The organism is Candidatus Hydrogenedentota bacterium (assembly GCA_013359265.1).
Lineage (GTDB): Bacteria > Hydrogenedentota > Hydrogenedentia > Hydrogenedentales > SLHB01 > JABWCD01.
This window is the reverse complement of the sequence record JABWCD010000003.1, coordinates 119,135-139,940: the sequence shown is the minus strand read 5'-3', so window position 1 is coordinate 139,940 and position 20,806 is coordinate 119,135. Positions and strand designations below refer to the sequence as shown.

The window sequence follows — 20,806 nt, the reverse complement described above, 5'->3', positions numbered from 1 at the left end:
GGAACTGCACTAACCGGAAGGAAGCTATGAAGGCCGTGGGGCCAATGATTCAAACTCAACAGGTCCCAACACTAATGCCGATGGAGTCCGCAGAAGACTTGTCACCGCGCGCAACGAAGTCTGGGGCGTTTCAAGGTCGGCTGCACCGCGTGCTCGTGCTCGTGAGTCGTCATCGTACTCGCACTCGATACTCGAAAAGATCGAGTACGATGACGAGCAGAAGCACGAAACAAACAGCGTGATCAAGCTTGAACTGCTCTAGAATGAACTCCCACCAAAATACCGCCAATAGGTATGACGCCAACAACCTATCGGCAACGCAAGCCCGCGAGTCCTATTGCTCCCATTGCTCCCATAACTCCCATTCTCCCACCCCCCCCCAACACCGCCCCTACATCGTAAACCGCTCGCCCAGGTACGTCCGTCTCGCAATCTCGCTCGACGCGATCTCGTCCGGCGTGCCCGCAACCTGAATTTTTCCTTCCCCAATGATGTACGCGCGATCCGTGATCCCCAGCGTCTCACGGACATTGTGGTCCGTGATCAGCACGCCGATGCCCGTGCGCTTGAGCGAGCGCACGATGTCCTGCAGTTCCGCCACGGCAATCGGATCGATCCCCGCAAACGGTTCGTCCAACAGAAACACCTTCGGGTGCGTCACCAGCGCGCGGCAAATTTCCGTGCGTCGCCGCTCCCCGCCGGAAAGTGTGTACGCGGGCGCGTCGGCGAGGTGCGCGATGTTCAGTTCTTTCATCAACTCGTCAGCGCGCGCGCGCCGTTCCGCGGTCTTCAACGGCATGTGTTCGAGCACGGCCAGCAAGTTTTGCCGTACCGTCAGCCGCCGGAACACCGACGCCTCCTGCGGCAGATACGCCATGCCCTCGCGCGCGCGCCGGTACATCGCGTACCGTGTCACGTCCACGCCATTGAAAAAGATTTTCCCCGCGGTCGGACGCAGCATGCCGACGACCATGCGAAACGTCGTCGTCTTGCCCGCGCCGTTCGGACCGAGCAGCCCGACCACCTCGCCCGCGCCCAGCTCGATCGCCACGTCGTTCACAACGGCGCGGCGCTTGAACTTCATCACAAGTCCTTCCGCGCGCAGCAGCGGCGTCCCGGCGGAGTCGGTCGTAGAAATCATTTACTGCTTCGCCGATTCGGTCGTGGGCTTGGCTTGGATGCGGCTCGCCACAAACCCCTTTGTGGTCCGCTCGCCGGTGGCAAGGTTGTACGTGATTCGCGTCGCCGTTGCATCCTCCGTACCCGGCGACGCCAAACGCACGTTGCCGTCGAACGTGAGCAACTGCTTTTCCAAATCCAGCTCGCCGGTATCGGATTGAATACGCGACGTTTCGCGCTGCACGTCCACGCCGCCGCCTATGGAAACGCGCTCCGGACTCGCCGATTCCTTCCCGTACGCGAACGTGAGTTCCTGCGCCTTCAACGTCATCGGCGCTTCCTTTGGATCCGCTGCGTGCATCGTCAGCGAAACGCCGCCACGCATCCAGTTCAATTGCTGTCCCGTCAGTGAGACCTCCGGTGCGGACTCAATGTCCATCCGCGAATAGCCGGTCTTCTTCTCGCCGTCCTTCGCCGGTTCATCGCCTTGTGGCTCCGTCCCCATGACAAGGCCCTTCGCCGTGACATTGGTCATGAGCGCGTCGCCCGATTCGATGTTGAAGGTGACCTTGTCCGAATCGAACCGCTCCAACTGCGGCAAACTGCCATTCACCTTGCCGGAGAACACGAGTTGTTTCTTCGCGAGATCGAAATCGCCGCGCTCTGCGCGGATTGCGCCCTGCGGTCCGTCCACCCGCACGCTCCCGCGCATGGCGATTGCCGTAGGCTGCCCGCCGTCCCCGCTCCACGAGAAGATCGCCTCGCCCGCGTTCAGCTTCATCGGCTTGCCGCCTGCATCGCGCGGTTGCAGCGAAATGGAAACGCCGCCGCTCATGTTCTTCACCTGCCCGCCCTGCGACACGACGCGGCCCGCCCGCTCGATGTTCATCGTCGAAAAATCCGCCGCGCCGCTCTTCGCCTCGCCGCTCGGCGCGCCCATCGAGATTCCGCGCGCAACGAGATTCGACATTTCCGAATCGCCCGACTTCATGTCGTAGACGATACGTTCCGCGTCGAACGACTCGATCGAGTCCGACTTGCCCTGTACATTGCCGGCAAACTCGAGCGTGTTCTCCGCGAGATTAAGGTTTGCAGTGTTCGCGGTCACGAGGCCTTGCGGACCGTCAACGCTCACGCCGCCATCGAGTCCTATCGATTTCGGTTTCGTGCGCTCGCCCTCGTCCCACGCGAACGCGATCTTCTCCGCGGCAAGCACCATCGGTTTCGCGCTCGGGTCGGCAGCGCGCAACGCAATCTCCACGCCACCGGCGATGTGCTGCAACTGCCCGTCCACAAACTCGCCCAGACCGCCCTTCTTCACTTCAATCGATTCGAACGCCCCCGGTTCCGCGCCCGCCGCCGCGTCGGCTGCCGCTTGCGATTTTGTGCTGACAACGCCGGAAAGGTTGGGCAGGCGCAGCGTCTTCGTGTCCGTGTTGTACTCCATGCTCGCCGCCTGGAGTCTCGTTTCGCCGTCGCTCACGATCACGCGGTTTGGGGTGGCCGCGGTCTGTGTCTCGTTCGTCCACACCACGTCCTGCATCTCGACGCGCTGCGTGCCCATCGAGCACACGACGTCACCGGTCAGTTTCGTCGTCTTCGTGTTGTCGTCGAATTCGCCTCCGCCCGCCTCGAACCGCGTCTCCGTGCCGTCCTGACCGTACGCGACGGCCGTCGCCTTCTCGACGAAGTAAACGTTATCCGTGGTCATCGAGAAGCGTTCCGCCTCGAGTTCGAAGCTCGGCTTCTGCGGTTGGTCCGAATCGAGCACGTCCCGGAAATACCGCAGCTTCGTGCCGCTGCTCGTGGCGACAGTGTCCTCGGGCGCCGGCATTGGAGGCGGCGCGGGTTCCGACGCGGGTGGTGCAGCCGCGGATGACGCCGCCGGCGCCTCCGCCACTTTCTCGGACGATCCGCACGCCGCTACGAATAACGCCGTGCAGACGATCAAGTAGTTTCGCTTCACACCGCCGCCTTTTCGTTCCTGACGAAAACGGCCCGCAATCCCTTCAATGTTAGAAGTGGATCGACGTGGTCAATGCGCCGGCACAACGGCCCGATAAGCGGCGCGAACCCGCCCGTCGCAATCACCTTCGGGTGCGCGTGCATCTCGTGCGCGATACGCGCCACGAGGCCGTCCACCATGTCCGCGTTGCCGTAGGTCAGCCCCGCGCGAATGTGCGACACCGTGTCCTTGCCGATCACGTGATCGGGCGTGGCGATCTCGATCCGCGCGAGTTTCGCGCACCGGTCGAACAGCGCATCCGCGGATATCTGCACGCCCGGCGCAATCACTCCTCCCAAATACTCCGCATTCTCAGAAATGACCTCAAACTTCGTCGCAGTCCCGAGATCGACCACGATCACCGGACCGCCGTATTCCTCCGCCGCCGCGACCGAATTCACGATGCGATCCGCGCCGACTTCTTTCGGGTTCTCGACCTTGATCGTGATTCCCGTGCGCACGCCCGGCACGACGAACACCGGCGTAACGTTGAACAAGGCCTTGCACACGGCCTCGATGGTCGGGTTCACCGGCGGCACTACGCTCGCGATGCAGCATCCGCCGATCGATTGCGCCGCGACGTCTTCCTGCGTCAACAGCGCGTTCAGCATCACGCGCAACTCGTCGGTCGTGCGCCCGGACGTCGTCACAATCCGCCAATTCGCGACGAGCGACTCGCCGTCGAACAAACCAATCTTTGTGTGCGAATTGCCCACGTCCATCACGAGGAGCATGGCCTAGGCGCCCTCCAGTTCCACAATCTCGCCGAGCATCACGCGCTGCAAACCGCCCGCCGCGCGGACGATCAGCGCGCCGTCGCGGTCGATCGCGTCCACCACGCCCTCGCAACGCGTCCAGCGCACGCGCCGCCCCACGACGTCGCACGCGTCCGCCCACTCGGCGAAGACCGTGTCGACGTTGCCCGAGCGAATCACCATAACCCGCTCGTCAAGGTGCGTCAAAACGTCGCGCAACAACTCGCCGCGATCGCAATGAACGCCGGTTGCCGCCTCGATGGATGTCGCGCGGTGGCGTACGTCTTCGGGAAAGTCCTCGATCATGTGGTGTACGTTGATGCCAATGCCCACCACGGTGCGACCTTTGCGCGTCTCGACCAGCACACCGCAAAACTTCTTGCCGTCGATCAGCACGTCGTTCGGCCATTTCAGTTTCGCGTCCGCGAATGGCGCCACCGCGTCGCGCACGGCCAGTGGCGCCGCAAACGCGAGGCCTTCGACGGCCCCCTCGAACGCCACGCTGAAGTACAGCCCCATTCCCGGCTTGCTGTGCCACGCGCGCCCGTGCCGGCCGCGTCCCGCCGTTTGCGTTTCCGCGACGATGACCGTGCCGTCGCCGCCAAGCCGCAGCGCACAGTCGTTCGTCGAGGTCGTCGTCTCGTATACGATCACCCGCGAACCGACCACGTGCGTGATCAGCGGCGTCGCGAGCAAGGGCGGTTTTCGCAGCAGGTCAGGCATTCGTGATCTCGAGCGACAAGTCGATCGCCGGCGCGGAATGCGTCAGCGCGCCGACCGAAATGATGTGCACGCCCGTCTCCGCGATCGCGCGCACCGTATCGAGCGTCACGTTCCCGCTCGCCTCGAGCACAATGGGCTTGCCTTTCGCAAGCGCCACCGCCTCGCGCATTTGCTCGATGGTCATGTTGTCCAGCAGCGCCACGTCCGCGCCCGCTCCGATCGCCTCCGCCAATTCCGCCATCGTCCTCACTTCCACGCCCACGCTCATAAGGTGGTGCGACTTGTCGATGGCTGCCAGCACGGCGTTCTTCACGCCGCCCGCCGCGGTGATGTGGTTCTCTTTGATTAGAATGCCGTCGTACAACGCGAACCGATGGTTCGATCCGCCGCCGTGGCGCACCGCGTCCTTTTCGAATTGCCGCAGCAGCGGTGTCGTCTTGCGCGTATCGCAGATGCGTACGCTCAATCCGTTCACCTTCGCCACCAACGCCGCCGTCAGCGTCGCGACTCCCGAGAGCCGCTGCAAAAAGTTCAGCGCGACCCGCTCCCCGGAGAGCACCGCGCGCGTGCCGCCCTCGAACGTCGCGATGTCCTGCCCTTTCGAGAAGCGCGCGCCATTCTCCAGCGCCCGCCATTCCGACACGCCGGCGTTGAGTTGGTGGAAGACCGCGCGAAACACGCCAATGCCGCTGAGCACGCCATCCTGCTTCGCGTACAGCCGCGCGCGGCACCGCGCGTCCTCCGGCACCGTCGCCTCCGTCGTGACGTCGCCACGCCCGATGTCCTCGAGCAGCGCATCACGGATTACTGAATCTAACCCTAACATGGCTCCTGGCGGCCGCAATCCGCCGCGGCAGAGTTGGCGCGTCGCGGAGAATTAACTGAGAATTCCGGCCTGATCGGAATAGATTAGCACGCGTAGGCCGGGGAAAGCGACGCAACCACACCTATATCGTGCGGTTACCGCCGTCCTCTTCGAGGGGCGCGAGGTCGTCCAGCGGGCGCAGCACCGATACGCCGCCGGGGCCCCACGTGTCCGCTTCACCGCCCGCGGGGCGCGGGGCGGGCTGCGGGCGTGGCCGGTTGTTGTCGTCGGGAACGGGCTGGTTCGAGCCGAGCGCGGCGAAAAACGCCTGCCCGCTCTGCATCAGGTTGCTTGCCACCTGTTCCATTTGCCGTTGCAGGTTTTGAGCGGTTTCCTTGAGCGACTCGCGTTCCTTCTCAAGCCGCGCGACCCGGCCCTCGAGTTCGCCCGCGAGCGACTGCGCCGCCGCCGCGTTCCGCTTTAACGCATCCACTTCGCTGGCGCGTTCCTCGAGCGCGCGTTCGGCCTGTTCGAGTTTGCCGCGCACGGCATCGCGCTCCGCGCGCAACTTCGCCGATTCCGTCTGGAACTTGTGCCGCTGCTCCTGCGCCTGCGCCAACGACGCGCGCAACTGCTCGCGGTCGCGCTCGGCATCGAGGAAGGACGCCGCCGCGGATTCCCGCGACTGCACCAGTTCGTCGATCTGGCCGCGCGCGGACTCGGACTCCCTCCTGACCGTTTCCAGTTCGACGCGAAATCGCTCGCGCTCGGCGTCGACTTCCTCCGCCTCGCGCCGCGTCGATTCGAGTTCCTGTTGCAGCGCGCCCAATTGCGCATCGTACTCCGCGCGCAACCGCTCGCTCGATGCGGCCAACTCCGCGCGCTCGCGCTCGAATTCCGCGCGCAACGCATCAATCTGCGAAACCGCCTCGTCCGCCTGCGCCTTCACGGTCGCCAACACCTCGGGATCGACCGCCGTGCGCGCATGCTGTTCGATGAGCGCTTCCAATTCCTCGATCTGCCGGCGATACGCCGCGCTCTGCTCCGTCGACCGCGCCCGGTGCGATTCCACCTGCGACAACACGGTCTCGAGCCGCCCCACGAGCGATTCTGTATTGGCGCGCGCCTCCTGCAATTGCGCGTTCAGCGACACGACCTGCGCGTCCAACGCGTCGCGCTCGTGCTGGTGCGCCTGCGCGTCGTTGCGTGCATCGTCCAATGCCGTCTTCACGTCGACCAACTCGCTCTGCAATGCGTCCGCGTCCGACATCACCGCGCGCAGGCTGTCGATCTCCGCGCGAAGCCGGCCGGTCTCCTCGGCCGCGGCCGCGATTTGCCCGCGCAATTCGTCCGTCTCGCCGCGCAACGCGTTCGCCTGCGAACGCCACGCCTCCAATTCCGACTGCGTTTGCCGCAATTGTTCGCGAAGTTGTTGGGCCGAATCTTCCTCCTGCGCAAGCTTTGCCGAAAGCGCGTGCATTTCCTGCTGCACCGCGGCGAATTGTTCGCGCGCGACATTGGCCTCGTGGCGCGCCTCCTCGAGTTCCGCGCGCAGGCCGTCGTATTCGGAACCCTTCGCCCGCGACGTAGCGTTCGCCTGCTCGAGTTCGCCGCGCAACAAGTCGAACCGGCTGCGCGTTTCCGTGGCCTCGGACTGCGCCTGCTCCAACTGCGCGCGCAACACGCCCGCCGATTCGCGCTCGGCCAGCAGCGTCGCGCGTATCAATCCCAGCTCCGCGACGAGGCCCTCGACCCGCTCGCGCGCGGATGCCGCCTCGAAATTCGCCTTGTCGATCAGTTCCTGCGCCTCGCCCGCGGCGATCACGTGGCGTCCCGCCTCCGCGCGCGTCTGTTCCAACTGCTCGTGGAGATCGCGCGCCGTATCGAGGTTTTCCGCCGCTTCCATCCGCGCCTGATCGGCCTCTTCGCGCAACGCGTCCGCGAGCCGCTCGAGTTCCTGCACGCGCGCCGCGTCCAGCCGCAGCCGGTCCAGTTCCGCGCGCAAGGCGCCCGATTGTTCCGTCACGCTGTGCGCCGCGCCGCGCAACTGGTCCAACTCTTCCTGCGCGGTCTGCGCATGCTCGCGCGCCTCGGCCAACTTTCGCCCGAGGTCCGCCTTCGCGATGCGTTCCGCCTCCAACTCCGCGCGCAACGCCGCGACGTTCGCCGGCGCGTCCGGCGCCGTCTCCTTGCCGACGCGGTTCAGCAGCGATCGCAGTTCATCGACTTCCTGCTGCTTCTTTGCGAGCTGCGCGTCCGCTTCGTCGCGCACCTGGCGCCGAATCGTTTCGATTTGCGATTCCGCCCCGCGCGGCACAATCTGCACCACCTGGCCCGCGTCGATGATCTCGCGGAACCCTCGCGACAGGTTCTGCAGACGGCCCGGATGCACCTTCGTCGCGAGCACGACGTAATGCTTGTGATCGAGGAAAATGCGGACCACGGCCTCGAGTTCGTCGATGAGGTCCTTGAACTTATCGAGTTGATCCACCAATAGGACGGCGCTCTGCGCGCGCTCCACCGGCGACGGATCGTCGATCAGATGGCGCACCTGGTCCGGGAAATCGAGCGCGGTCACATAGGCGAGGCCCGTCTTCGTGGTGCCCGCGCGGATACGGTTTACAATCGAGTACAACAGGTGCGTTTTTCCGCACCCTTCGTCCCCCAAAAGCACCACCGGACACGGCGCAACCGGCTTCAGTTCCGCGATGTCCTGGCAAACCTGAAACGCCCGTCGATTGGAATCATCGACAAGAAAGGTGCCGAAGTTAAAGCGTTTCATGCCCTTAACGTTCCCCGCAAGCGCCAATTAGGGTAACGGGGATTCTAGCCTTGAATGAGTAAACAGTCAACCCGCAACATTCCCCAGCAATAGCCGTGGCGCCATTCCATACCGGCCCGATTCGACCGCCCGGACCACGAAGGCAATCTCTCGTATTCGCTATCGTCCTGTTCCGAAAATGCACATTTCGTCGCGCGCGCCAAAGGCGCAATGCAACCGTAGCCAGGGGCATCGCCCCTGGAAAATGTCCACGCCCCTGTCACCGCGCGCTGAAAGCGCACTCGTAATCGGCTTCTCGACTTCCAAACGAGGTCGGCCCGATTGCACTGGCCTCAGATTCCGGTAGACTGATTGAGCGATTCGCGCTGCCACGATCAAAGTGTCGTTGGCGCGCCCGGCACCCACTTCGGACGGTCCTGTGAAGGAGATAACCGGCATGCGTGTATGGAAATCATTGTTCTTCCCAGTATTAGCGGTTGCGCTCATCGCCGCCGCCCGCGCCCGCGAAGCGCATGCTGACAAATCGATTCTCTATGCAGTGTACTCTGATCATCGTCGGCCGCAAACACGTTGGCCTGTGACGAAGATACGGCCCTACCCCCGCGCGATCTCCAGCGCTTTGCCCATCGCGTCCGCCGCGGAACGTTCCGGCAGTCGTTCCGGGCGCGACACCGGCGCGGGGGGATACTTCGCGTCGAAGCGGGCTTCGTAGCCGCGCAACTGGGCGTGGATGTCTTCGAGCGTGAGCGGCGCGAGGCTGCGGCGGCACACGTCCTCGTCGAATGCGGCGCCGTCGAGTTCGCGCGCGAGCCCGCAGAGGCGTTCTGTGGCGCGTCGTCGCGCGGCGATTCCGTCGGCAATCAGCCGCGCCGCATCGGTAGCGGAAGCGCCGCCCGTATGGAGCGCCGCGCACACGTCGCGCACGTGGCTCGGCGTCAGCCCGGGTTCGCGCACCGCGCGCAACACGCGGATGCCCTGCGCGCCGTGCAGCATGATGGTCATTTCGTTTTCGCTGATGACCTGCCGGTGATACGTGCCGGCGTCTTCGCGCACGGCGTCGCCGTCACGCTCGAGCCAGGCAATCGGGTGCGCGCCTTTCTCCGATGCGCACACCTCGTTATCGAGCGTGAGCGCGTCCACGCGAAAGCCGGACAGGTAGCCGTCCTGCTCGAACCGCAGATCGAGGTGCGGACCGTCCGCGTCGTGGTGCCGGTGCAGCACGAAGCGCCCGTGCGTTTGATGACGTGTCGCGGGTGCGGACGGTTCGCCGCGCTCGGGGATGATTTTCCAGTACATTGTGATTTGCTCCCAGTGTTTCGCTTGTTGTTCGATTCTCCGTGCTCGCGCGCGTGAGTCGTCATCGTACTCGCAGTTCGGCCATCGATTACGATCGACGAGCACGAGCACAAGCACAAGCACGTGAACATCGCATGCTACGACCTCATGATCTGCTGGAACAGCGTGACCACGACCGCGACAAGGTTCGCGACGAGCAGCATCACGCCCCGCGCGATCGTCATTTCGAGCCGTTGCACGCGGTCCTTCAACTCGCGCAAGTCGTCGCCGAGGTTCGCCAGCTTCACGTCCGTTACCTGCAGGCACGTACACGTCTTCTCCGTTTCCATGCTGCGCTACTCCTTCGCGGCCGGTTCCACCGCCGGCGCGGCGTCCACGGTGATCTCGTCTACGCGCGACGAAATCGCAACGATGACCGGATCGTCCGCGGCAAACCCCGCCAGCATCAGTTTCCGCTTTGCGTCGTCCAGCGCGCTCTGTTTCTCGGCGTCGCTCGGCTTCGGCAACAACACGGTCTCAAACGCAGTGATTTGTTCCTGCGTCAGGATCGCCTCGAGCGCCGCAATCACGACCTCCGGCGAATTGTCCATCGCCAGCCGCACGCGCTCCGGCTGGCTGAACTTCGCGCCCTGCGCGTGAATCACGCCGCCAACCAACAACACACCCATCAACCCCACCGCCAACACACACAAAACTACCTGCCGAGCCACTCGCGATTTCATTTCATCGACCCTCTGTGTCCTAAGTTTTAACTTCCCGATTCGCTAACTCGCTATTCGCTGCCTCGCTTTTCCTGTCTTGCTTCCTGACTTCCTCGCTCCCTAACTTCCTAACTTGATCACTCCCGCGACCACACGTCAATTGGTTCGTGGAACGTCTTCCGCGCGGCGTCGAGCGCGTCCCGTAACGGCCGCGGACAGGCCCGCGTCGCGACGGCCTCGCGCTGCAACGCGACAAACCCCGTACCCTGCGAACCCGACGACACGACGGAACCTTCGATCACTTCGAGCACGTTGCGCATCACGTAATGACACTGCGCATCGCCGTACGTGCGTCCCGGAACGTGATCGCAGGTGCGCAGGTCCTTCGCGCAGATCGAACATTCCGGCGTCTCGAACGAAAACCCAATCGACGTTTCGCGGTACACGCCGCCCTCGATGTTGAGGATGAAGTCCTCGTTGTCCTTCGTCCGCAACACATATACGTCGGGGCGCACGGTCGCGCGTTCGCCCTCGCGCGCCACCTGCGAGCGGAAGAATGTGCCCCGCGGCAGCGACCCGCGCAGATCGTGCCGCTCCATCAGCGGACGGCCCGGTGTCATCGCGTTGATCTTCTCGATTTCCTCGTCCGGGAACCTGCTGAAGTGGCGGTCCACCTGGTTGTGGCATAGATCGAGCGTGAACACGGCAAACTCGTCCGCGGTCAACGGGCGCAGCGCGTAGCGGTTCACGTCCGCGATCAATCCGCTCTCTTCCGGTCCGCGCCGCGTGGCGACCAGCGCGCCCTCGCGACGAAAGATGAATGGTTCCAGTTCCATTGCGTCAAGCCTCCTATACCGATTCACGTTTGCGTGTACCGTGTTTACATCCCCCTGAATCCCCCTTCAAAGGGGGACTCAATACGACGCAACCGGCGTCGTCTCACGATTCTTTAAGTCCCCCTTTGAAGGGGGATTCAGGGGGATGTGCATTTGAAGCGGTTTCGTACACGGTTCGTCGCTCCCATTCCTGTTCCGGCGTTAGCCGATTCCCAACAGCTTCGCCGCGGTTTCCTGATTCACAAACCCTTCGTCACGCAGTTGCACCGCGTTGGCAATCTCGCGGCCGCGCGCCTGCGCCTCGCGCAACACGTCCACGGTCCGGTTTGTACGCATGTTCACGCGCGCCTGCGCCTCGCCCCACATCAGCGCAAGTTCGAAGTTGTAGAGGCGCTCGAGGATGCGTTTGACGCTCCGGTTCACCGCTTCCACCTGCCGGTTGATGATCTCGAACTGCGCGGTGCCGTAGGTCTCCGTCGTGCCGTAGTTGCGCCCCAGCAGAATCGGCATCAGGTGCATGCCGGTAATGATTTGTTCTTCGATGGCCTTGTGGTTTTCGTAGAAACTCTGCGCGTGCTGATCGCCGCGCAACAGCGAGACGCCGACGTTGTCAAACGTCATTATGTTCTGGTCGGTTTCAATCCCGGACAGCTTCTCGCGCAGTTGGCTGAATTCCTGTTTCACGCGTTGTTCGAATGCCTCGACGGATTCGCCCTGCTGTTTCTCCTGCGGCGTATAGCGCACGTGCAGTTTCGACCAGCCCGCGTTGTGCGTGGCCTTCGCCATGTCCTCGATCAGGCGCTGCTGAATCTTCACGATGAACGGAATCGACCGCAGCATCGAACGCCCGTAGGGGTTCGTGCCGTCGCGATCGAGACCCACGTAGATGAACCGCTCGCGCGGCAGTTTGATCGCTTCGCCGTCGTGGACCTGGTACGGCTGCAAGCCACCGTCTTCTCGGCGGAACCGTACCGTCCACACGTCCACCGGCACCACGTCGTGGATGCTCTCGCGGCTCTGCGACAGCACAATCTCGAGCGCCGCCGCGCCATACGTGAACAGCGAAGAATAGAACACGTCGAGCAGGCCGTCCATCCCGCGGTCGCCGCCGTTCACCCGCGTATCGAGTTCGCGCAACAGCCGTTCTGCCCGCGCCTTCGCTTGGTCCGACGACGCGCGCAGAATCTCGATGTCGTAGCCCGTCTGGCAGAGGCGCTTCCATGTCCAGACCGCGTCGGAGATATCGGGAATGGCGTCGCGCAGAAAGCGGTACACCGGCAACATGAAAAACGGCGTGTCGTTCGCCAGGCCGATGTAATTCCCCGCGCCCCAGTCCCACGCCGCGCGGTCCTCGGGCAGCGACAGGCTCGCCGTCCGCGCACGGGTGTCGTGCTCGGAAAATGTGGCGACCGTCGGCGCGATCGCGTTTGTGCGCGGCCTCCGTTTCCTGCGCATCCAATCCAACCAACCAGGCATACCGTAACCTCCGTGGTTTCGCGAAGGCGTTAAATGCCTTCATTTCATATGCCCACGGCGTTGCACTTTTTGGGAGGAGTCAGGAAGTCAGGAGGCGGGAAAGTCAGGTAGCAAGATGGAAGTCGATTGGGGCTATTTCGCGCGGACCAGCAGCCTGAACGCATCGTCGTGACGCACGGCGTCGAAGTCCGAGTCTTGCCGTGCTTCCGCGCGGTACGCGGGGTCGAATTCGATCGCGCACAGCAGCAGCGGCACCACCTCGCTGTGGTGGCCCTGGCGACTCGCAAGGCACGCGAGGTTGTAGTAGGGCGCGGGATGGTCTGGTTCGAGCTTCAGCGCAAGCCGGTATTCCGCCTCGGCCTCCTCGAACCGATCCAGCGCGGCGAGCAGGTTTCCGTAGTTGTTGTGGCCGGCAACGCTGTTGGGTTCGAGTTCGAGCGACCGCTTTGCTTCGGCTTCCGCTTCCTCCATCCGGCCCATCAGCCGCAGCAGTATCGCGAGGTCGTTGTGCGCGCGGCCCCAGTTCGGGTCAAGCTCGATGGCCTTGCGGAACATCGCCTCCGAATCCTCCGGCCGGCCCATGGAATGCAGGACGATGCCGAGTTGGTTGTAGCCCCACTTCCAGTCCGCGCGCAGTTCGACCGCTTTTCGAAACGCTTTCTCCGCGCCCAGAAAATCGCGTTGCGCGCTCAGTTGCACGCCCAACGCATAAAACGTATCCGCCGTTTCGAGTTTGCCGGACGACGCCATCTCCGCAACGCCCTCGACCAGCAGGCGCGTATTCGGACGGCGCGCCTGCGGGTCGATCTCGAGGCACGCCTTCATCGCGTCGATCAGGATTTGCATCTGCGGTTCGGTGAGGCGCGACGTCACCACCGCCATCGGGCGCAGCTCGCCGTTCGCCGCCGGCGCGCGCACGTCGCGCACGACCACGATGAACGCCGCCGCGACCGCGACGCAACCCGCGAGGACCCATATGACTCGGTGCGATCGCATAGAGATTCCGCGTGCGTCTTCGTATAATCCGCCTTGTGCTGCGAAATCATAGCAAAGGCTTTGCAGAGGGAACGAATCATGAAGTTTGCGACGGAATACCTGTGGTTCAATACGAAGAAGCACCGCGAATACATCAACATGACGGACACGGTGCAGGAGATCGTCACGAAAAGCGGCATTCAGGAGGGCATGGTGCTTGTCAGCGCGATGCACATCACCGCCGCGGTCTACGTAAACGACGCCGAGTCGGGCCTCATCTCCGACATTGACGAATGGCTCGAAGGCATCGCGCCGTTCAACCCCGACTACCGCCACCACCTCACCGGCGAAACCAACGGCGACGCGCACCTCAAGAACCTCGTCATCCACCACCAGGTCATCGTCCCCATCACCGCGGGCAAGCTCGATCTCGGCCCCTGGCAGCAAATCTACTACGCCGAGTTCGACGGTCAGCGGAAGAAGCGCGTCATCGTCAAGGCCATGGGCGAGTAATCGTAAACGTCAAACACATCACACACTCGCTCACGGCAATTTTCCCCGTCCGACTTGTCCGACATGTCTGGCGTGTCCGACGATTCCTTGCCCGGTGTCTTGCTTCCTAACTTCCTAACTTCCTAACTCTTTGATCCCATCGCGCACCCCATAGTATCGTTCGTTCGCCATGTCTCAGGGCGACCATACATCAACCGGCGCGCCGGAAATATCCGTCGTCATCCCCATTTTCAACGAGGAACCCAACCTGCGTGAGTTGCACCAGCGCATCATTGCGGCGCTTGACGGCATGGGGCGCACGTTCGAAATCGTCAGCGTCGACGACGGCAGTTCCGACGGCAGTCTCGCAACGTTGAAAGCGATCCGCGCGGAAGAACCACGCGTGCGCATCGTACAACTCGCGCGCAACTTCGGCCAAGGACCCGCGACCTACGCGGGCTTCCAATACGTGCGTGGCAGCATCGTCTGCATGATCGACGCCGACCTCCAGAACCCGCCGGAAGAACTCCCGAAGTTGATCGCAAAGATCGACGAAGGATACGACTGCGCGAGCGGCAAGCGCACCGGGCGTCACGAATCGTTTACGCGGCGGCTCGGCTCGCGCGCCATCAACGCCATCGTCCGCGCGACCACGCGGACCACGGTCCAGGACCTCGGCTGTGCCATGAAGGCGCTCCGCCGCGAAGTCGTCGAGCTGCTGGTGCGCTTCACGCACCACTCGCGCTACCTCCCCGTCGATATCGCCTGGCTTGGCGTGCGCATGATCGAAGTCGACGTTGCGCAACACGAGCGCACCGTCGGCGAGAGCAAGTACGGCCCATTGAAACTGATCCGCACCACCTTCGATTTGGTGACGGGGATAACGTCCGCACCGCTGCAATTCTTCAGTCCGCTGGGATTCACGTTTGCATTCATCGGCTTTCTCATGGCCCTGCGCGTGCTCTACGTGCGTTTCACGCAAGGCGACATCAACCAGCTCTCCGCCGTCGTCGCCGCGTTCTTCGTTTTGTCCGGCGTGCAGCTCATCGCCACCGGCCTCATGTGCGAATACATCGCGCGCATATACATCGAGGTGCAGAACCGACCCTACTTCGTCGTGAAGGACGTCGACGGGTGAAGCACGTCAAACGTATTGCGATACTCCGCCATGTCTCTTGAACTTGTCCCGCGCGGCACTCCGTTATTTGACGCGATTCCGCAAGAAACCGTCCGCGCGTGGATTCTCGAGCGCAACAGCCTGCCATTCCGTAATGTACCCGGCATAACCGAGGATGGGTGGGTCGCGTATCATCTCGACGATATCCGGTGCGCGCACGAGAAGGATGGCGCACTCACATATTTCGATCCGGCCATGCCCTGCCTCATCATGGCGCGGCAGCTCGCCTGGGACACCGAAGTGCTCGGTATCCCATCCATCTCACTTGATCATTTCTTGTTTCCCTCCGGTACGGAAACGGATGCCGCCGTCGCCCGGCTGAACGAAGTATGCAGGCAGTGGCGTGACGATGGACTGCGGCTGCTGATTCACAAGACGTCGCCCGCAAACCACGCGGTGATCGCCACAATGGCGCCCGCGGGCTTCGATCTGTTGTGCAACCACATCGACTACTTGTCCGACGGCGAGAAAGCGGCTGCCCTATATACGCCACTCGACGGGTTCGAGTTCGGCCCGGCACGTGCCGACGAAGTGGAGGACGTAGCGCGCTTGTCACAGAACAATTTCGCGCCAATGGACCGGTTCAACATCGATCCGGTTGTTCCGCGCGACCGCGTGCCGGTTGTCTACTACGAATGGGGGCGCAATGCCTGCCGCGGGTTTGCCGACCTCGTGTGGGTCGGCCGCTACGAAGGACGTGTCATCGGGCTGACCTTCTGGTCCCACCGGCCGCGATTGAAGCAGATCGCGGGGGTCGCATGCGAGATGATCCAATTGGCTGCAGTTGATTCGAGATACCGCGGAAAGGGCGTATTCCGGCGACTACTGGCGTCGGTGCTCATGCATCTCAACGCGAGCGGCACGCGCTGGGGCACCATTCCCACGAACGTAACAAACTATCCCATGCAACGCAGCATTCAGGCGGTCGGCTGCGTCATCCACGATTCGGTCTTCACCTTTAGAAAAGACCTGCAGCGATAGACGCCGCGTTGAATGGCGCGAGTATAGCGCCGCCGGTTTGTACGGACCGGGGCCACATCCCCCTAAATCCCCCTTCAAAGGGGGACTTTAAGAATCGCAAATCTAAGGTATTGGTCCCGTGTTAAGTCCCCCTTTGAAGGGGGATTTAGGGGGATGTAAAGGAGCACTTCAACTGCAAACAATGTGCAAACTCATTCCTGAATCGGCCTATTGCGCGCCGATGCGCATGCCGTCGGGGATGACCGCGCCCTTGAGCACGACGACAATCCCGTCACGGATAGCGTGGCCGAGGCCGTCCGAGTCGGGCAGGTTTTCGCCGCCCTGAATGACAACGCCCTTGCCGATGCGCGCGTTCTTGTCGATAATCGCGCGCACGATGCGCGAGCCTTCGCCGATCCCGATCGGCACGGGGCCCTTCACCGCGCGCTCTTCTTCGTAGTAGTCCGCCCCCATGATGATGCTGCGCTCGATGACAACGCCCGATTGCACGATCGCGCGCACGCCGATCAGCGAATGCGTAATCGTCGCCTGATGAATCATGCAGCCTTCGCAGATGACGGAATCCCTGACCTGCCCGTTCGCAATTTGTGCGCCCGGCAGGTACCGCGCGCGCGAGTAGATCGGTTGGCCATTCTGATGGAACCGGAATGGCGGGTTCGGCCCGACCAACTCCAGGCAGGTATCGTAATACGACCGGACCGTTCCAATGTCTTCCCAAAATCCGGTGAACAGGTGCGAATGGACGTGGCGCGGCGCAAGCGATCGGGGAATGACGTCGCGCCCGAAATCAATCCAGCCCGGCTCGGTGCGGAGAATGTTCTCGAGCACATCAGCCTTGAAGAAGTACACGCCCATCGACGCCAAATACGCCCGGCCCTCGGCCTGGATGCCGCGCTCGGCAAACACCTCGCACGGCGTGACCAGCGCATCGAGCTGCTCGTCGGTTTGCGGCTTCTCGACGAACTCGACGATGCGCCCGTCCGACTCGACCTTCAGAACGCCGAACCCGCGCGCGGCCTCGCGCGTGACAGGCAACACGCCGACGGTGATGTCCGCGTCACTGTTGACGTGTGTCTCGAGCATCTCGCGGTAGTCCATGCGGTATAGCTGATCGCCGGAGAGAATCATGAAGTGCGACGCCTGGAGGTGATCGATCTCGCGCAGGTGCTTCCGCACCGCGTCGGCCGTGCCCTGGAACCAATCACCGCTCTCCGCGCGCTGCTCCGCGGCAAGAATCTCGACAAATGCGCCGGAGAAATTGTCGAACTTGTACGTATTGTTGATGTGACGGTGGAGCGACGCGCTGTTGAACTGCGTCAAGACGAAGATGCGCTTTACGCCGGAGTGAATGCAGTTGCTCAGCGGGATATCGACCAGCCGGTAGCGCCCGCCGAGCGGCACCGCGGGCTTCGCGCGCTCGGCCGTCAGCGGATACAGCCGTGTGCCACGCCCGCCGCCGAGAATCAGCGCGACGACTCTGTCCGTGATTTCAGCGATACTCGCCTTCTTCCGCTTGCCCTTCATGTTCGCACCCCGTTTGCACCTGTCCCCCGCCAAAGGGACAACTCGACCCGCGCGCCGCTCGCCGGGTTAGATCAGGCTGCGCCCGTAGATGATCGCGACGTTCGTCAGCCCCCACAGCAGCACCGTCGTCAGCAACGGGACGTCGCGGACGAGTGTGCGGCTCGGATCGCCCCCTCCACTCTTATGATGAACCAAATAGAGGTAACGGAACAAGCCGTACACGACGAACGGCAGCGATACGTAGAGTTTGTCGGTGTGCAGCCGCTCGACCACCTCCGGGCTGCACGTGTAGATCGTGTACGCGAGCAGCGTCGTCGCCGCGAGAATGACCATCAGCGCGTCGAGGTACGGCACGGAGTAGTGGCCGAGGACTTCGCGGTGCTTGATGGCCTCTTCCTCGAGCAGCCCGATTTCGCGGCGGCGCTTCCCGAGCGCGAGAAACAGCGCAAGGAACAAGGTGCAGACCACCAGCCAGTTCGAGAATTCGACGCTAATCACGAGCGCGCCCGCGATCCCGCGGATCACAAAACTGATCGCGATCGCCATGACGTCCACCAACATGATGTTCTTGAGCACGAACGAATAGGCGAGGTTGAGCACGAGGTAGCAGATGACGGCGCCGGCAAATTCGACCCGCAATGCGAACGCCACGATCAGCGCACATGCTCCCAGTACCAACAGCATTGCGACGGCCACCGGTACGCGCAGAGCGCCGCTCGCGATGGGCCGGTTCTTCTTCTCCGGGTGCGCACGATCTTTCTCGATGTCAATCAAATCGTTTAACAGGTAAATCGTGCTGGACGCCGCGCACATGACCAGAAACGCGACGACGCTGCGTGTGACCTGCACGGCGTCGCCCAACTGCAATGCAAACACGAGCGCGCCGAAAACTACCAGGTTTTTCGGCCATTGATAGACGCGTAACGCGGTGACGAGCGTGCCAATCATGCGGATGTTCTTACTGTAAGCACGCGGCATTCTGTAGGACACGCCCGAACAATTCAAGACCCCCGCGAACGCGTGGTAAAATGAGCGCAGACGATGAGCGACTCCGCGACAACCTTGTTCGAGAACCATCTCTCCGCCGAGAAGGGATTCTCGCTGCACACTGTGCGGGCGTACGTGAAGGACCTCGAGCAGTTCTGCGACTACGTGGTCGCGGGGCCCAACGCGTTCGACCGGCCAGTCGAGGAACGCCCGGAGGCGTCGCTCGATGCATTGCGGCGCGCACAAAAGACGGACGTGCGCGCCTTTCTCGCGCACGTGCAAACCGCCGGCGGCACCTCGCGCACGTCCGCGCGCAAGCTGGCTTCCATCCGCGCCGCGTACCGGTTCTTCATGCGCACCGGCGCGGTCGACGTGAACCCGGCCGAGGCCCTGCGATCGCCAAAGCTGTCGCGCGAACTTCCCGATGTGCTGAGCATTCCGGAAGTGACTGCCCTGCTGGAAGCGCCGGATACAAACGAGCCACTCGGCCTGCGCGATCGCGCGGTGATGGAAACGCTGTACTCGAGCGGAATCCGCGCGGCGGAATGCGCCGGGTTGCGCATGGGCCAGATGGACCTGTCGAGTGGCGTAATGACCGTCCTGGGCAAGCGCAACAAGGAACGCATTGCCTATCTCGGCAGTTGCGCGCGAAGCGCGATCGAGGCATATCTGCGCGTGCGCGCCGAGTTGGGTGATCCCAATCACGATCGCGTATTCGTCAACTTCCGCGGCGGACCACTGACGACACGAAGCATTCAACGGATCATCGAACACTATGTGCGCCAGGTATTGCCGAACCACCGCGACATTTCCCCGCACACGCTACGGCACACGTTCGCAACGCACATGCTCGACGCCGGCGCGGACCTGCGCGTGGTGCAGGAACTGCTCGGCCACGAAAGCCTGTCGAGCACGCAGATATACACCCACGTCAGCATCGAGCGGCTGAAAGAAGTCTACCGCCAGTCGCACCCGCACGCGTAGAATATCCCGCAACGATGAGCGCGACTACTCAACAAATGTTCCCCTGCCGCCAGTGCGGCGCGAAGCTCGAGTACCAACCCGGCACGAGCGCGCAGGTATGCCCATACTGCGGCGCGGAAAACGCCATCGCGCATTCCGCGGAGCCGATCGAAGAGCTGAACTATGTCGCCGCGCTCGACGCCGCGGCAAACAGCGCCGAGACCATCGACGTCATCACCGTGAAGTGCGACGCGTGCGGGGCCGAATCGACAAAGGCGCCGCACGTGACATCCGGCCAGTGCCCCTTCTGCGGCGCGAATATCGTCGCGACCGGCGCATCGACGAAAAAGTTCAAACCGAAGGCATTGCTGCCATTCGACATCGATCACAAGCGGGCCCGCGAACTATTCCAGCAATGGATTCGAGGCCTGTGGTTCGCGCCGAACGCGCTCAAGAAGCTCGCGCGCCAGGACAGTCCAGTCAATGGATTGTACTGTCCGTATTGGACGTACGACTGCAAGACAACGACCACCTACTCGGGCCAGCGCGGCGACGACTACTGGGTGACCGAATCGTACACGACGCGGGTGAACGGCAGAACGGAACGGCGGACGAGACAGGTGCGCCGCACGCGCTGGACGTCCGTGAGCGGCACCGTCTACAACCAGTTTGACGACGTGCTCGTCGTCGCCAGCGAATCGTTGCCGCGAAAGTATGCGCAGGCCCTCGAACCCTGGGACCTCGAAAAGCTGGTGCCGTACCAGGACGCTTACCTCGCGGGTTTTCGCGCGGAGAGTTACCAAGTCGATCTGCCGAACGGCTTCGAGCGCGCCAAAGAAATCATGGCGCCAACAATTCACCAAACGATTTGCTCCGACATCGGCGGCGACCACCAGCGCGTTACATCGCAGAACTCTCTGTACGCCGCCGTCACCTTCAAGCACATCCTGCTGCCTGTGTGGCTCAGCGCGTACCGCTATCGCAACACGATATACCGCTTCCTCGTCAATGCCCGCACCGGCGAAGTGCAAGGCGAGCGTCCCTGGAGTTGGGTCAAGATTACGTTGGCGGCGCTGGCGGGCGCTGCGCTGATTGCTGCGGTGGCGTACGGAATTGCGCAGTCGCAATAGGCGCGGAAAGTGCAACGAGACCAACGAGAAACATACGGACAATAAGAATCTAGAGCGGAAAAAAGGAGAACTCTATCCG

Annotated in this window: 19 protein-coding genes; 5 read left to right on the top strand and 14 right to left on the bottom strand. The window is 62.8% G+C overall.

Annotation, left to right across the window (positions count from 1 at the left end; all coding sequences use genetic code 11):
- Positions 1-391: 391 nt before the first annotated feature.
- The 12 genes from lptB to HUU46_02755 all read right to left on the bottom strand — a co-directional run bounded on the left by lptB (position 392) and on the right by HUU46_02755 (position 13,494).
- On the bottom strand, positions 392-1,141 hold the full coding sequence (lptB, locus tag HUU46_02810) for an LPS export ABC transporter ATP-binding protein (GenBank protein ID NUM52553.1): 750 nt from the start codon (positions 1,139-1,141) through the stop codon (positions 392-394).
- Positions 1,142-3,085 carry an LPS export ABC transporter periplasmic protein LptC gene (lptC, locus tag HUU46_02805; GenBank protein ID NUM52552.1) on the bottom strand — a complete coding sequence of 648 codons (1,944 nt, stop codon included), beginning with the start codon at positions 3,083-3,085 and terminating at the stop codon, positions 1,142-1,144.
- Positions 3,082-3,858 carry a type III pantothenate kinase gene (locus HUU46_02800; GenBank protein NUM52551.1) on the bottom strand — a complete coding sequence of 259 codons (777 nt, stop codon included), beginning with the start codon at positions 3,856-3,858 and terminating at the stop codon, positions 3,082-3,084. The genes lptC and HUU46_02800 overlap by 4 nt, the downstream gene beginning before the upstream one ends.
- Positions 3,859-3,861: 3 nt before the next feature.
- A complete protein-coding gene (locus HUU46_02795; GenBank protein NUM52550.1) occupies positions 3,862-4,602 on the bottom strand; it encodes a biotin--[acetyl-CoA-carboxylase] ligase in 741 nt (246 codons plus the stop codon).
- Positions 4,595-5,428, bottom strand: coding sequence for a carboxylating nicotinate-nucleotide diphosphorylase (nadC, locus tag HUU46_02790; GenBank protein NUM52549.1), 834 nt, complete (start codon positions 5,426-5,428; stop codon positions 4,595-4,597). Before nadC ends, HUU46_02795 begins: the two co-directional genes overlap by 8 nt.
- A gap of 121 nt (positions 5,429-5,549) precedes the next feature.
- Entirely contained in the window at positions 5,550-8,189 is a 2,640-nt protein-coding gene (locus HUU46_02785; GenBank protein ID NUM52548.1) for a hypothetical protein, read from the bottom strand.
- 594 nt (positions 8,190-8,783) lie between these two features.
- On the bottom strand, positions 8,784-9,485 hold the full coding sequence (locus HUU46_02780; GenBank protein NUM52547.1) for a hypothetical protein: 702 nt from the start codon (positions 9,483-9,485) through the stop codon (positions 8,784-8,786).
- A 137-nt stretch (positions 9,486-9,622) separates the two neighbouring features.
- A complete protein-coding gene (locus HUU46_02775; GenBank protein ID NUM52546.1) occupies positions 9,623-9,814 on the bottom strand; it encodes a hypothetical protein in 192 nt (63 codons plus the stop codon).
- Positions 9,815-9,820: 6 nt separating this feature from the next.
- Positions 9,821-10,207, bottom strand: coding sequence for a hypothetical protein (locus HUU46_02770; GenBank protein ID NUM52545.1), 387 nt, complete (start codon positions 10,205-10,207; stop codon positions 9,821-9,823).
- 116 nt (positions 10,208-10,323) lie between these two features.
- Positions 10,324-11,022: a hypothetical protein gene (locus tag HUU46_02765; protein ID NUM52544.1), complete on the bottom strand. Its 699-nt coding sequence runs from the start codon at positions 11,020-11,022 to the stop codon at positions 10,324-10,326.
- 201 nt (positions 11,023-11,223) lie between these two features.
- Positions 11,224-12,498, bottom strand: coding sequence for a hypothetical protein (locus HUU46_02760; protein ID NUM52543.1), 1,275 nt, complete (start codon positions 12,496-12,498; stop codon positions 11,224-11,226).
- Positions 12,499-12,630: 132 nt separating this feature from the next.
- A complete protein-coding gene (locus tag HUU46_02755) occupies positions 12,631-13,494 on the bottom strand; it encodes a tetratricopeptide repeat protein (protein ID NUM52542.1) in 864 nt (287 codons plus the stop codon).
- A 78-nt stretch (positions 13,495-13,572) separates the two neighbouring features.
- Between HUU46_02755 and HUU46_02750 the strand changes: the two genes are divergently transcribed.
- The 3 genes from HUU46_02750 to HUU46_02740 all read left to right on the top strand — a co-directional run bounded on the left by HUU46_02750 (position 13,573) and on the right by HUU46_02740 (position 16,123).
- Positions 13,573-13,986, top strand: coding sequence for a YjbQ family protein (locus HUU46_02750; GenBank protein ID NUM52541.1), 414 nt, complete (start codon positions 13,573-13,575; stop codon positions 13,984-13,986).
- Positions 13,987-14,155: 169 nt separating this feature from the next.
- Positions 14,156-15,103, top strand: coding sequence for a glycosyltransferase (locus HUU46_02745; protein NUM52540.1), 948 nt, complete (start codon positions 14,156-14,158; stop codon positions 15,101-15,103).
- Positions 15,104-15,133: 30 nt separating this feature from the next.
- Complete coding sequence (locus HUU46_02740; GenBank protein NUM52539.1) at positions 15,134-16,123, top strand: GNAT family N-acetyltransferase; 990 nt, start codon at positions 15,134-15,136, stop codon at positions 16,121-16,123.
- A 207-nt stretch (positions 16,124-16,330) separates the two neighbouring features.
- Here the strand turns inward: HUU46_02740 and HUU46_02735 are convergent, their stop codons facing one another.
- Together HUU46_02735 and HUU46_02730 are read right to left on the bottom strand one after the other, a co-directional pair.
- On the bottom strand, positions 16,331-17,647 hold the full coding sequence (locus HUU46_02735; GenBank protein ID NUM52538.1) for a glucose-1-phosphate adenylyltransferase: 1,317 nt from the start codon (positions 17,645-17,647) through the stop codon (positions 16,331-16,333).
- Positions 17,648-17,713: 66 nt separating this feature from the next.
- A complete protein-coding gene (locus HUU46_02730; protein NUM52537.1) occupies positions 17,714-18,625 on the bottom strand; it encodes a decaprenyl-phosphate phosphoribosyltransferase in 912 nt (303 codons plus the stop codon).
- 63 nt (positions 18,626-18,688) lie between these two features.
- Here HUU46_02730 and HUU46_02725 point away from each other — a divergent pair, with 63 nt between their 5' ends.
- Positions 18,689-19,618: a tyrosine recombinase XerC gene (locus tag HUU46_02725; protein ID NUM52536.1), complete on the top strand. Its 930-nt coding sequence runs from the start codon at positions 18,689-18,691 to the stop codon at positions 19,616-19,618.
- A gap of 14 nt (positions 19,619-19,632) precedes the next feature.
- Complete coding sequence (locus HUU46_02720; protein NUM52535.1) at positions 19,633-20,727, top strand: hypothetical protein; 1,095 nt, start codon at positions 19,633-19,635, stop codon at positions 20,725-20,727.
- The last annotated feature ends 79 nt before the right edge of the window (positions 20,728-20,806 follow it).